Origin of the sequence: Pseudoalteromonas sp. BSi20429, assembly GCF_000238895.1 — a bacterium.
Classification (GTDB): domain Bacteria; phylum Pseudomonadota; class Gammaproteobacteria; order Enterobacterales; family Alteromonadaceae; genus Pseudoalteromonas; species Pseudoalteromonas arctica.
This window is the reverse complement of the sequence record NZ_BADV01000038.1, coordinates 1-13324: the sequence shown is the minus strand read 5'-3', so window position 1 is coordinate 13324 and position 13324 is coordinate 1. Positions and strand designations below refer to the sequence as shown.

At 40.6% G+C, this 13324-nt stretch carries 14 protein-coding genes; 9 read left to right on the top strand and 5 right to left on the bottom strand.

Annotated features, from left to right (window positions below):
* The 4 genes from ftsY to rpoH all read left to right on the top strand — a co-directional run.
* Positions 1-1024: signal recognition particle-docking protein FtsY (gene ftsY / locus P20429_RS19425; RefSeq protein WP_050548733.1), on the top strand; the 1024-nt coding region annotated here is incomplete at its 5' end.
* 87 nt (positions 1025-1111) lie between these two features.
* Positions 1112-1789, top strand: coding sequence for a cell division ATP-binding protein FtsE (ftsE, locus tag P20429_RS10910; RefSeq protein ID WP_007582842.1), 678 nt, complete (start codon positions 1112-1114; stop codon positions 1787-1789).
* Positions 1786-2772 (top strand): permease-like cell division protein FtsX, encoded by a 987-nt coding sequence (gene ftsX / locus P20429_RS10915; RefSeq protein WP_007582840.1) that lies wholly within the window; start codon positions 1786-1788, stop codon positions 2770-2772. Before ftsE ends, ftsX begins: the two co-directional genes overlap by 4 nt.
* A 314-nt stretch (positions 2773-3086) precedes the next feature.
* Complete coding sequence (gene rpoH, locus P20429_RS10920) at positions 3087-3950, top strand: RNA polymerase sigma factor RpoH (protein ID WP_007582838.1); 864 nt, start codon at positions 3087-3089, stop codon at positions 3948-3950.
* A 344-nt stretch (positions 3951-4294) separates the two neighbouring features.
* Here rpoH and P20429_RS10925 read toward each other — a convergent pair whose 3' ends face one another.
* Genes P20429_RS10925 through gpmM form a run of 4 tightly spaced genes read right to left on the bottom strand, consistent with a single transcriptional unit; the run spans position 4295 to position 9093 of the window.
* Entirely contained in the window at positions 4295-5056 is a 762-nt protein-coding gene (locus P20429_RS10925) for a divergent polysaccharide deacetylase family protein (protein ID WP_164487426.1), read from the bottom strand.
* Between the two features lie 49 nt (positions 5057-5105).
* Entirely contained in the window at positions 5106-6371 is a 1266-nt protein-coding gene (locus P20429_RS10930; RefSeq protein WP_007582833.1) for a S41 family peptidase, read from the bottom strand.
* 34 nt (positions 6372-6405) lie between these two features.
* On the bottom strand, positions 6406-7545 hold the full coding sequence (locus P20429_RS10935; RefSeq protein WP_007582832.1) for a murein hydrolase activator EnvC: 1140 nt from the start codon (positions 7543-7545) through the stop codon (positions 6406-6408).
* A gap of 3 nt (positions 7546-7548) precedes the next feature.
* Entirely contained in the window at positions 7549-9093 is a 1545-nt protein-coding gene (gene gpmM / locus P20429_RS10940) for a 2,3-bisphosphoglycerate-independent phosphoglycerate mutase (protein ID WP_007582830.1), read from the bottom strand.
* Between the two features lie 603 nt (positions 9094-9696).
* On the opposite strand from gpmM, the gene P20429_RS10945 reads away from it, so the two are divergent.
* Genes P20429_RS10945 through gpsA form a run of 4 tightly spaced genes read left to right on the top strand, consistent with a single transcriptional unit; the run spans position 9697 to position 11948 of the window.
* Positions 9697-10128: a rhodanese-like domain-containing protein gene (locus tag P20429_RS10945; RefSeq protein ID WP_002957784.1), complete on the top strand. Its 432-nt coding sequence runs from the start codon at positions 9697-9699 to the stop codon at positions 10126-10128.
* 31 nt (positions 10129-10159) lie between these two features.
* Complete coding sequence (gene grxC, locus P20429_RS10950; RefSeq protein ID WP_002957783.1) at positions 10160-10417, top strand: glutaredoxin 3; 258 nt, start codon at positions 10160-10162, stop codon at positions 10415-10417.
* A gap of 34 nt (positions 10418-10451) precedes the next feature.
* Positions 10452-10937, top strand: coding sequence for a protein-export chaperone SecB (gene secB / locus P20429_RS10955; protein ID WP_007582825.1), 486 nt, complete (start codon positions 10452-10454; stop codon positions 10935-10937).
* A 3-nt stretch (positions 10938-10940) separates the two neighbouring features.
* Positions 10941-11948, top strand: coding sequence for an NAD(P)H-dependent glycerol-3-phosphate dehydrogenase (gpsA, locus tag P20429_RS10960; protein WP_007582822.1), 1008 nt, complete (start codon positions 10941-10943; stop codon positions 11946-11948).
* Between the two features lie 69 nt (positions 11949-12017).
* Here the strand turns inward: gpsA and trmL are convergent, their stop codons facing one another.
* Positions 12018-12482 carry a tRNA (uridine(34)/cytosine(34)/5-carboxymethylaminomethyluridine(34)-2'-O)-methyltransferase TrmL gene (gene trmL, locus P20429_RS10965; RefSeq protein WP_007582820.1) on the bottom strand — a complete coding sequence of 155 codons (465 nt, stop codon included), beginning with the start codon at positions 12480-12482 and terminating at the stop codon, positions 12018-12020.
* Positions 12483-12643: 161 nt separating this feature from the next.
* On the opposite strand from trmL, the gene P20429_RS19420 reads away from it, so the two are divergent.
* A partial coding sequence (locus P20429_RS19420; protein WP_081473432.1) for a cation diffusion facilitator family transporter occupies positions 12644-13324 on the top strand: 681 nt, incomplete at its 3' end.

The window sequence follows — 13324 nt, the reverse complement described above, 5'->3', positions numbered from 1 at the left end:
AGCGGGAAAAGCAGAAAACGAGCGTTTAGAACAAGAACGTATAATAGCAGAGCTTGCAATTGAAGAAGCTAAAAAAGCAGAAAAGCCGAAAAAAGAAGGGTTTTTCTCTCGTCTTAAAAAGGGCTTGTTAAAAACTCGCGTTAATATAGGTTCTGGTTTTGCATCTATTTTTAGTGGTAAAAAAATAGATGACGAATTATTTGAAGATCTTGAAACACAGCTGCTCACCGCCGATTTAGGCGTTGATACCACCATGAAGTTGATTGATAGCTTAACTGATGCTGCAAACCGTAAGCAGTTAAAAGATGGTGATGCGCTTTATGAGTTAATGAAACAAGAAATGGCGGCGATGCTAAAAACGGCTGAACAGCCTTTAGTAATTACCAAAGATAAAAAGCCATTTGTTATTTTAATGGTGGGCGTAAATGGCGTTGGTAAAACAACGACTATTGGTAAGATGGCTAAGCAATTTCAAAGCGAAGGTAAGTCGGTTATGCTGGCTGCTGGCGATACGTTTAGAGCGGCTGCTGTTGAGCAACTTCAGGTTTGGGGTGAACGTAACAGCATTCCTGTTATTGCACAGCATACGGGTGCAGATAGTGCATCGGTTGTTTTTGATGCATTCCAAGCTGCAAAAGCACGTAATATAGATGTGTTAATTGCAGATACAGCGGGTCGCTTGCAAAATAAAGATAACTTAATGCAAGAGCTTGAAAAAATAGCTCGTGTTATGAAAAAAATTGATCCTGATGCGCCGCACGAAGTGATGCTAACCATTGATGCTGGCACAGGTCAAAATGCAATTAGCCAAGTGAACTTATTTAATCAATGCGTTGGCTTAACTGGTATTACGCTTTCAAAACTTGATGGAACTGCAAAGGGTGGTGTTATTTTTGCGGTTGCAGATAAGTTTAATATTCCAATTCGTTACATTGGTGTTGGTGAAGGTATTGATGATTTACGCGCTTTTAAAAGCGATGACTTTATTGATGCGTTATTTAGCCAAGATGAGGACGACGTTTAATTTACCAAAAGAGGGAGCTTGCTCCCTTTTTAATTGCGAGGAATACCAATTTTATTAGTAAACTAATTGAATTGGCATAATAAAAAGATGATAAATTTTCAGCAAGTAAGTAAGACTTATCCTGGAGGGCACCGCGCCCTCGAAAAAGTTAATTTTCATGTTAAACCGGGTGAACTTGCCTTTTTAACCGGCCACAGTGGTGCGGGTAAAAGTACGTTGCTTAAGTTAATTAGCTTAATGGAACGTCCATCGGCAGGCAGTGTATTTATCAACGGTGTTGATTTAAATAAAGTAAACTCGCGTCAAATTCCTTATGCTCGCCGTGATATAGGTATTATTTTTCAAAACCACCGTTTACTAGAGCGCTATACCATTTTTGATAACGTGGCACTGCCTCTTATTATTGAGGGTACTCACCATAAGCAAATAGCTAAACGTGTTCATGGTGCGCTTGATAAAGTAGGCCTGATAGACAAAATAAAATGTCATCCGTCTATGCTCTCTGGAGGCGAGCAGCAACGTGTTGGTATTGCCAGAGCAATTGTAAACTCCCCGCCAATTCTGTTAGCCGATGAGCCTACAGGTAACCTAGACCCTGAGCTTTCAATGGAAATCCTAAAGCTGTTTGAGGACTTTAATAAACACGGCACCACTGTTCTTATAGCGACGCATGACTTAGGTTTGGTTGCACGTATGAAGTACCGCAGTCTAACCTTAAAAGATGGCCGCATGCTTCAAGATCCGCTCGCTGAGGGAGCACTATGAGTTTACTTTTTAAAAGTCGTCAAAATAGTAACGACAAGCAAAAAAAATCAGTATTAGCTGGCGGTTATTTTTTTATTATTAATATTTTTCGCCAAGGTGTTCATAGCTTAGGTGAAATGTGGCGTACGCCGCTTGCATCTATGATGACTATTGCTGTACTTGGTTTGAGCCTAACGTTACCTGCAACACTTTATCTCGTTGTTAAAAACGTACAGCAAGTAAGTAGTGGTTTTGAAGAAGCGAGTGAAATATCGTTGTTTGTAAAAGAAAGTATGAACGAGCAAGAAACGCAAACATTAGTAAAGCGTTTAGCACTTTATCCAGAAGTGGAAAGCGTTGAATTTATATCAAAGCAAAAAGCATTAACTGAATTTAAAGACGTATCTGGCTTTGGGCAAGCTTTAGAGTACTTAGATAAAAACCCATTACCTGATGTGGTACTTGTTACTCCTACAAAACGTCACAGACACCCAAATGCCGCTAAAGTACTGCTAACTAAATTAGAAAGTGAACGTGAAGTTGATTTTGGTAAGCTCGATATAGCGTGGCTAGAGCGTTTAAATGCATTACTAGATTTACTGAAAGAAAGTGTAATAACCATCGCATTATTACTGCTTACCTCAGTGACGCTTATTATTGGTAACACCATCCGTTTGTCGATCATGGATAAAAAAGAAGAAATACAAGTAATGAAGCTAGTCGGCGCAACTAACACCTTTATACATGCCCCATTTTTGTGGACCGGTATTTGGTATGGTGTAATAGGTGGTTTATTTGCCTTTATATGCGTAGGACTAATGATGTGGTGGCTTTCAAGCGCTGTGAGCAGTGTAGCGGGGGTGTATCAAACAAGCTTCTCGTTAATTGGATTATCGCTTAATGAGCTCGGCTTTTTAGTGTTACTTGCAACAAGCTTAGGATTTGTAGGCTCGTACCTTTCTGTAAATCGATATATTAAAGAAATAGAACCCGATAAAGTATAAACAATCCTGCAAACTATAAGTGAACCAACCCAGCTTGATATGCGTATCGTACCGAACTGGGTTGTACCTCCTGTTATTAAAACTGTCATATTTATGTACTATCCTCCCATGAAGTAATGAGTTGTAAATAAGGTGATGCAGCGAGGTTAACCTGCTGCTGCCCCTCAATTCATCACTTATTCAGTCGCTTGTAGTAGACTAAACACATACTAAAAACTGCTTGATTTATACTTTAAAAAAGTTTTAAATTGGGGTTAGCACTCTTAAAGAAAGAGTGCTAAGATAGTTTCAAATGTTTATCACCGAGGTGAAAAATGAGTAAAGATTTATACGCAATGGCACTTACAGTCGGACAACAAAGCGCAAGCATGGATGGTTACCTTCAAGCGGTAAGCACTATTCCTATGCTTAAAGTTGAACAAGAGCAAGAACTTGCTAAAAAGCTTCAGGAAGAAGGCGATCTTAGTGCTGCCAAGCAACTCATTATGTCGCATTTACGCTTTGTAGCACATATTGCTAAAGGCTACTCGGGATACGGCTTACCACAAGCTGACCTTATTCAAGAAGGTAATATAGGCCTGATGAAAGCGGTTAAACGTTTTGACCCTACAGTGGGTGTGCGTTTAGTATCGTTTGCAGTGCATTGGATTAAAGCCGAAATTCACGAGTTTGTGCTTAAAAATTGGCGCATAGTTAAAGTTGCAACCACTAAAGCGCAACGTAAATTGTTTTTTAATCTTCGTAAAAACAAAAAGCGTTTAGGTTGGTTTAATCAAGCTGAGGTTAGTACCGTTGCTAGCGAGCTAGGTGTGAGTGAAAAAGAAGTACGTGAAATGGAATCGCGCATGAGCGGCCAAGACATGGGCTTTGACCTAACGGGCGACGATAACGACGACGCACCAACAAGCACGTACTCTCCAGTACAATATTTAACAGATGGCGCAGCTGATTTAGCTGACGACGTTGAACAAGAGCAGTGGAAAGAGCAAGCGCATACTCGTTTATTTAGCGCACTTAAAACACTAGACGAACGTTCACAAGATATTGTTAGCGCACGTTGGTTGTCGGATGATAAGGCGACTCTTCAAGAGCTTGCACAAAAGTACAGTGTATCTGCTGAACGTGTTCGCCAGCTTGAAAAAACAGCGATGAAAAAATTACAAAGCGCTATGAGCTAAACACAGTTCAAGCTGCAAAATTTAAAAAGCCCTGCATGAAAATGCGGGGCTTTTTGCTTTCGCGTAGGTTGGCTTGAGAGAAGCGAAACCCAACGATAAAATATCCAATTAAGTAATACCGATGCGCTGCATATTGAATGGTTATACCAATCCGCAATAATACTTAATCATTTTGCGGGGCTAAACGTGTCGCTACCTGCGTTAAAAAATTTTCATTTAGAACAACTAAATAGCGAATTTTTTGCCTAGCTATCAACACTTTTTTCCGCCCTCAAAATAGACCACTTAATTAAGCGAATTGGTATTAGTTTATCATTCGGATATAGCATTATTTAAAGCTTATATCATCTAGCACTAATCCCTTTCCCCTCAGCCTGCGCTAACTGAATGTATTTACGCTCAACCAGCTGCGAAACCGGCACGAGCTCAAAACCTTGCTTAGTTAGCTCGGGTAAGGCATGGCGTAAAAATTCGATTGTTTCTGGGTAGGGATGAGCAATTGCAATAGCGGAATTATGAGTGATGGCTAGTTGTTTTAATTCTTCAAGCCTTAGCTGCAGTTGTTCTGGTGTAGTTATATTGTCTAAGAACACTTGGCGACTAATATTGGCAACACCTAAAAAGTTAGCAGCATTTTGTGCTTGGCTTAAATCGGTTGTGCGGCTATCTAAAAAATATAAATGGCGCTTTTTAAGTACTTCCATTGTCCACTTCATAGCTTGGCTTTGCTGCGTAAGCGCTGAGCCCATGTGGTTATTAACGCCTTTAACTTGCGGTAAACTAGCGAGAGCTGTTCCAAGAGTTTGCTGAAGCTGCTCTTTATTCATATTTAAAGTAAGCGCGCCAGGTCCGAGTTCTTTACCGTTAAGTGCCTGCATAGGTACATGAAGTAATAACTCTTTGTTTGATTGACTAGCAAGCGTTGCAAAAATTTGCGAATAAGGAGTATGGGGCAAAATTGAATACGACAATTGCCCTGGTAAGGAAAGGAACTCTAAGTCCCGTTGATGATAGCCTATATCGTCTATCACTATTGCTATTTGTTTAGCGCTAATTGTTGCTGAGCTAAAACAAATAGCTAATATTAGCCATTTTATTATTTTCACGTTTATAGTTTTTATTATCTTTTTAGCTTTGTTTAACAGCTTATACAAGCTATTGCATGCTGAGTAATTGTTTTGCTTTAACTAACTGTAAGTCGGCGAAGTTACCAGTAAGTAATTGCGCGTTACTGTTAGTGTGTTCATTTTTTATTATAACGACTTTATTACTTTGTGAAAGGTTTGTTTGATTAACCGCCACATCTGGGGTTATTCCTATTCCATCAATCGATTTACCTAGAGGTGTAAAGTATTTAGCTGTGGTGAGCTTTAATGCAGTGTTGCCGTCACCTAGCGGAATGAGCGATTGTACAGAACCCTTCCCAAAAGACTGACTGCCAACAACGGTTGCTCGTTTATTATCTTTAAGTGCTGCTGCAAGTATTTCGGCTGCAGAGGCTGAGTTTTCATTTATAAGCACAACAATGGGGGCATTTTTTAGAATGTCTCCACGCTTTGCATAAAATGCTTGGTTGGCATCGTAAAAACGTCCTTTAGTCGTCACTATAGTGCCACTTTGTAAAAATAGGTCTGATACCGCTACTGCGCTTTGTAATGTACCCCCTGGGTTATCACGTAAATCAATTACTAAGCCTTTGAGCGGGTAACCAAAGTGGCTTTGCAGGGCAGCAACTTGCAGAGCAACCTCATGTAATGTGTGGTTAGAAAAATTATTGATAGCTATATAACCAGTACCAAAATCTAGAAGTTCGCTTGTTACGCTTTCGAGGTTTATTTGGCGGCGTGCTACATGAAACGTGAGTGGGTTTTTATTGTTATCACGATTTATAATTAGGTCTATATTTGAAAATTTACTGTCTCTTATTAGTGTTGCTACTTCATCGATTGTAAGGTTTTGGGCTGCTTGGTTGTTTACACTTACAATAATATCGCCTGGCAAAATACCCGCTGCTTTTGCGGGGGAGTTATTAACCACATTAACAATAGTCATATTCTCGTCGATATTTTTAACCTCAATACCAATACCTGTATAGCGCCCGTTTGTGTTATCAAATAATGAGGTTAGTTCGTGCTCATTTAAGTACTTAGAGTAAGAGTCGAGCTTTGAATATAAGCGCTCAAACTGTTGGCTATTATATTTAATGTGGTGGCTATTTTGTAAGGTGAGATCTTCAACGTAGTAGGCATGGATGTTAAAGAGTATTTCGTCTATTTGTTGTCTTTTAAGATCTTTAATCGAGCTTGCTAGTACGTTACTAGAAAAAGCGATTAAGGTTAGTAATACAAGTAAATACAGACTTATATAAAAGCCTGTATTTTTTTGAACAATGGTAATTACTGCAGTTTTTTTAGTTGTCATCAGCTGCTCCAGAGCGGTGCAGCGATTTATTTAATTAAATGCGTTTGCACCATTTTACAGGATTTACTGCGCGTCCTTTGTGGCGTATTTCAAAGTATAGACCAGAACTAGCTTGTCCGCCGCTTTGGCCAACTAAAGCAAGAGTTTCGCCTTCGCGTACCATGTCGCCTACATCTCTTAGCAGTGTTTGGGCATGACCATATAGGCTCATAAAACCTTCACCATGGTCTACAACAATTACCCAACCATAGCCCTTTAGCCAATCGGCAAATACAACTTGGCCGTTATGTACGCTATTAATATTAGTGCCTTCTTTTGCACCAATTAATACGCCTTTCCAATCAATACCACCATGTTTACGTTGGCCGAATGTGTGCTCTAACTTGCCTTTGCTCGGCCAGTCCAATTTACCTTTGTTTTCATTTAGGCCCAGTAATTCAATTTTCTGTGTTTTTTCTTTTTCGAGCTCTTCAATTGTTGCTACCAAAGTTTGTTGGTTTTCTTTTAAATAGTTTATTGAACTTTTGGTGCTGTTGAGCTGAGCTTGTAAATTTTTAAGATTAGCTTGGCGTTCACTTTGTGCATTAAGCAATGCAGTTTGACGTCTTTTTTGCTCATCAAATAAAAGCGCTAGTTTTTCTTGTGTTTTAACAAGCTCTTTTTGGTTTTGTACTATTTGCTTTTGAAGGTCTTTTAGATCTTCAATTTGTTCAATACGGGCTTTATTTAAGTAGTTGTAATAACTAAGTGTGCGCTCAAATTTTGCAGTGTCTTCTTGATTTAACAGCATTTTAGAGTAGTCGTCGCCACCGGCCATATAGGCGCTTTTAAGTTGCGCGGCTAAAATTTTCTGAAATTGAGTGTGCTTTTTATCGAGCTCATCGGCTTTATTTTGTAGCTCTTTTTGCTGTGTTTTAGTTTCTTTTACTGATTGTTCTGCCATGTTAAGTGCTTTAGCATTTTTAGCTATATCGAGTTCATGGCTTTTTAGGTTTTTTTGTAGCGACGCTATTTTTTTTCTTTGGGCGTTATACTCAGCTTGGCTTTGCTCAAGTGCATTTTGAACTTCTGATAAGTCTTTTTTAGTACGATCCTCATTAGCAACTGCAGATGCAGTCACTAATGAAGTTAGTATTAAACCGCACTTAATTAACCGGTTAATACGTCTATTCATGTGTTATTTCAACATCATGATAGGCGTACCAGTCATTTCGCTTGGTTGCTCCATGCCCATTAAGTGAAGCATTGTAGGGGCTACATCGCTTAATGCTTTACCTTGCATAGGCTCTGCATCGCGACCAACATATATAAAATGTACCGGTTCACTAGTGTGGGCAGTATGCGCTTGGCCTGTTTTAAGATCAGCCATCTGCTCAGCATTACCATGATCGGCTGTTATTAGTGCTTCACCACCAAACTCTTCAAGTGCATCAACAACACGTCCGATACAGCTATCTACAGCTTCACAAGCTTTAACAGCAGCTTCAAATACACCAGAGTGACCAACCATATCGCCGTTAGGGTAGTTACAAATAATAGCATCGTATTTACCGCTTTTAATTGCTGCTACTAGTTTGTCGGTTAGCATTTCTGAGTTCATTTCAGGTTGTAAGTCGTAGGTTGCAACTTGCGGCGAAGGAATTAGCTCGCGTGTTTCGCCTTTAAATTCACTTTCGCGCCCGCCACTAAAGAAAAACGTAACGTGTGCGTACTTTTCAGTTTCTGAAATGCGAAGCTGTGTTTTGTTATTTTTTTCAAACCACTCACCAAGTACGTTTACTAACGGTGTTGAACCAAAGGCAATAGGTGCATCTATATCGGCTGCATACTCTGTCATCATTACAAATGCACTAAGCTCTGGCGTTCTTTTTCTTGCGAATCCATCAAAATCAGGCTCAACAAAAGCGCGAGTAATTTCGCGGGCTCTATCTGCTCTAAAGTTGGCAAAAATTAGAGTGTCGCCATCGTTTATTGAAGCAGGAGCGGCGCCTGTTGGTGTAATGGTTGTAGCGGCCACAAATTCGTCGTTTTCGTCGCGCTCGTACGCTGCATTAAGTGCCTCTACGCCGTTATCAAAATTAAAGTCACCTTCAGCTAATGCAATTACGTTGTAAGCTTTTTCTACGCGGTTCCAACGGTTGTCTCTGTCCATTGCGTAGTAGCGGCCAATAAGTGACGCCAAACGACCGCATTTAAGTTCGCTAAATAACGCTTCAATACGTTCGATTGACGCTTTAGCACTACGTGGAGGTGTATCGCGGCCATCTAAAAAGCCATGAAAGTAAACTTCTTTAGCGCCACGTTTTGCAGCAAGTTTTATGCTAGCAACTATGTGGTCTTCATGGCTATGCACACCACCTGGGCTTAAAAGACCCATTATGTGAACTGCTTTTCCTGCACTTACCGCTTTATCTATGTTTTCAACTAAGGCTGGGGTTGAATCAAATTCGCCATCGTTAATTGCTTTAGTGATACGGGTGAAATCTTGATAAACAATGCGACCAGCACCTAAGTTCACATGGCCAACTTCTGAGTTACCCATTTGACCATCAGGAAGACCAACATCTAAACCCGAAGCTGATATTAATGTGTGTGGCCGTGTGGCCCATAAATTGTCTAATACCGGTGTGTTAGCTGCAAGAATAGCATTACTTTGCGTATCTTCGCGGTATCCCCAACCGTCTAAAATCATTAATACCAGTGGTTTTTTATGCTCTGTCATAATAGCTCCTGAAAATTAGTATCTGTTGATGGATACTGTGCACCTAAAAGGTTTATTAGCGTGGTTTTAGCATACCGTGTTTTTAAGCTAGGATCAGCATTGAAAACAAGATATTAAATTTTTTCACTTATACCTCATTGACTAACCTGAACTCTGCTTGAGATAGATTTATTATCCAGAGTTCTTGTTAACTATATGTGGGGGGCTTTATCGTTTTTTAAACGTCTCTAAGTGCTCCTAAACTCGCATTTTAGGTTGGTTTGGGTATACTTGCGTGGCTAAAGTACAAAATCCTTAAAATATTAGGGCGTGTTGCACTTTGGTGGTTGAATTTGCAGCAGTATGTTTGGTTTTTAGGCAAGGCAGAGCCTATGAAGTGTGGTTACTCCCCATAAATAGGCGATAACGTAGCATAAATACCAAACATACGCTGCCCGTTGGGTTCTTTCTAGGGACTATTACCTCTTTGTTGCTCGGTTTTTACTTAGCCCACTAGGTTACAAATCTCGCGCCGCGATTTAATCGCCCCTAGATTGAACAAATTTCAATCCACAAAGGCCAACACGCCCTAGGTTTAAAACATAATTTCATAGTGGAAGTAGAATGGATCAATATATTGAATTTATTACAAATCATCCCATTTTAAGCCTTGCTTGGGTTGGTATTGTTTTCCTTATTGTTAGTGGCTGGATAAAGAGTAAGCTTTCAGCTGTTCGTCAAATAAATCCTCAGCAGCTTACGTTACTTATTAACCGTGATGACGGTCAAGTAATCGATATACGTGCGCAAAAAGAGTTTAATGCAGGGCGTATTTCTGGTGCTGAGCACTTAAGCCCAGAGAATGCGAAAAAATCTGACTTTTCAAGCCTTGAAAAGTACAAGACTAAACCCATTATAGTTGTATGTACTACAGGTATGACTGCCCAAGGTACTGCAGCCGCTATGAGTAAAGCTGGTTTTGAACGAGTTTACTTATTAGCAGGTGGCATGGGTGCGTGGCAATCTGCCAGCTTACCAACTACAACAGGTCGCTAATCAGTTTAGCTAGGCCGATAGAGGATTTATTATGAGTAATGTTGTTTTATACACCAAGGCGTATTGTCCATTTTGTCAGCGTGCTCTTTCGCTTTTAAACAGCAAAGGCGTTGAATACACAAATTATGATATTGGTGTACAGCCTGAGCTACGCGATGAAATGATTGCCAAAGCAGGTGGTGCAAGCACAGTACCGCAAATTTTTATTAATGATGAACATATCGGTGGCTGCGACGACATGATGGCTATTGAAGCGCAAGGTAAACTTGACGCTAAGCTAAACGCTTAATTTAATTATAATAACGAACAAGTTAGGAATAACAATGAACGAAGAAAATCAAAACGTAGCAGCTGCACAAGACGGCGCACAATTTACTATTCAACGTATTTACACTAAAGATGTATCGTTTGAAACGCCAAACTCTCCGGCCATTTTTCAAAAAGAATGGACGCCAGAAGTTAAGCTAGACCTAGATACACGCTCTAACAAACTAGACGAAGGTGTATTTGAAGTTGTTTTAGCGCTAACTGTAACCGCTTCTCTTGGTGAAGAAACTGCGTTCTTATGTGAAATTCAACAAGCAGGTATTTTTACTATTGCTGAAGTTGAAGAAGTGCAACTTGCGCACATGCTAGGTGCATTTTGTCCTAACGTGTTGTTCCCATATGCACGTGAAGCTGTTTCAAACCTTGTTAACCGTGGTACTTTCCCACAGCTTAACCTTGCGCCAGTTAATTTTGATGCGTTATTTGCACAATACATGCAACAACGTACTGCGCAAGCTGACCAGGCTTCAGCAGACGCATAACTTATGAGTACAGCAACTACAGCTGTTACTGTATTAGGGGCGGGGTCTTACGGCACCGCCCTTGCTATTTGTTTAGCCCGAAATGGTCACCACGTGACACTTTGGGGAAGAAATAGCGACGACGTTGCCACGCTTGCAGCTGAGCGGAAAAATCAACGTTACTTACCTGATGCTCCTTTTCCAGATACTCTTACTCTTGAAGCTAACTTACAACATGCCGTTGCTAGCAGCGCTATTGTACTTGTTGTTGTGCCAAGCCATGCTTTTGGCGACACACTTGCGCAGATCAAACCTGCATTGCAAGACGGTGCTAAAGTAGCGTGGGCAACTAAAGGGCTTGAGCCTAATACTGGACGTTTGTTACAAGAAGTGGCTTTGCAAGAATTAGGTGATGACATTCCACTTGCGGTACTGTCGGGTCCTACGTTTGCAAAAGAAATGGCGATGGGGTCACCTACAGCTATTTCAGTGTCTTCTACGTCGCCTGAATTTGCTCAGCAGCTCGCTGATTTACTTCATTGTGGTCGCTCATTCCGTGTGTATAACAATGATGATTTTATTGGTATACAGCTCGGTGGTGCGGTTAAGAATGTAATTGCCATTGGTGCCGGTATTTCGGACGGTGTTGGTTTTGGCGCTAATGCGCGTACCGCACTTATCACCCGAGGCCTTGCAGAGCTCACTCGTTTAGGTTGCGCTCTTGGTGCTAAGCCAGAAACCTTCATGGGGATGGCAGGCCTTGGCGATTTAATACTAACGTGTACAGATAACCAATCACGTAATCGTCGATTTGGTTTAGCGTTAGGTAAAGGCGAAAGCGTTGATGCTGCTATTGAATCAATTGGTCAAGTAGTTGAAGGCTTTAGAAATACCAAAGAAGTGTATTTATTAGCGCAGCGTAGCGGTGTAGAAATGCCGATTACCGAGCAAATTTATAAAGTGCTTTATGAAAATAAAGATATGAAAGAAGCTGCAATGGCGCTATTAGGCCGAGAGCAACGTTCTGAATAATTTTATAAGCGTTTATAAAACTAAAAAACCGACGTTATGTCGGTTTTTTGTTGTTTAGCTCAAAGCTATTTACTGCGCGTTAGGAAAACCCAACTGGCGCCACGACTCGTAGACAAACACAGCTACTGCGTTTGATAAGTTCATGCTGCGGCTATTGGCTTGCATAGGAATACGCACACGCTGCTCTTTTGGCAGTGCTTGGATCATATCGTCAGGCAAGCCGCGAGTCTCTGGGCCAAATACCAAGCAGTCACCCGCTTCGTAACTTGCTTCATGGTGAAACTGACTACCTTTGGTTGTACATGCATATATTTTTTTGGGTTTACATTTTTCAAGGTAATCTTCAAATGAGGCATGGCGTTGAACATGACTAAATTCATGATAATCAAGTCCTGCACGTTTCACGCGCTTATCGTCCCACTCAAAACCTAGCGGCTCAATTAAATGTAATGCATAGCCGGTATTGGCACATAGGCGAATAATATTACCAGTGTTAGGCGGTATTTCAGGTTGGTATAAAACAATATCCAGCATAATGAGCCTTATAAAATAATCTGTAGTTTGACGAAGGGCAGTATACACGAAACCTTTTAAAAAAATGATATACTCACACTATTGAATACTCCTAATTATCGGATTAAAACGTGCATAACCGTAGCTACGAATTTTGGGTTAAAACTTCAAGCATTGTTACCATGGTAATGGTTAGTTTAATGATTGGCGCAAAAACATGGGCATGGCTGGCTTCTGGCTCGGCTTCAATGCTTGGCTCGTTAACTGATTCGTTAATGGATATTACTGCCACCGCCATGAGTTTTTTAGTGTTGGGTTACGCACTGCGCCCAGCGGATGACGATCACCGGTTTGGGCACGGTAAAGCCGAAGCACTTGCAGGACTTGGGCAAGCCGCGTTTATTGCAGGCTCAGGTTGCCTACTTGCTTTTCATGGTATTGAGCGATTATTTAACCCTATACAGTTAAGCCATTCTTTATTAGGTGTATGGGTAAGTATTTTTGCTATTGCGTGTACGCTCGTCATTGTATTTGTACAAAACAAGGTGGTTAAGTATACCGATTCAATTGCTATAAAAGCCGACTCAGTACATTACAAAGGCGATTTAATATTAAATGCCGCTGTGCTATTAGCTATTTTGTTAGCTTATTATGGTGTGTTGTATGCTGATCCTGTTTTTGCGATAGGTGTAGCGGGTTACTTACTTTATAACAGCTGGGATATTGCTCGCGATAGTGCCGATCATTTAATGGATAAAGAACTGCCAGATGATGAAAAGCAAAGCATATTTGATATAGCCAGAGCCCATGCTGATGTACATGGTGTGCATGATATTCGTACGCGCCAAGGCGGAAAAGTTAAG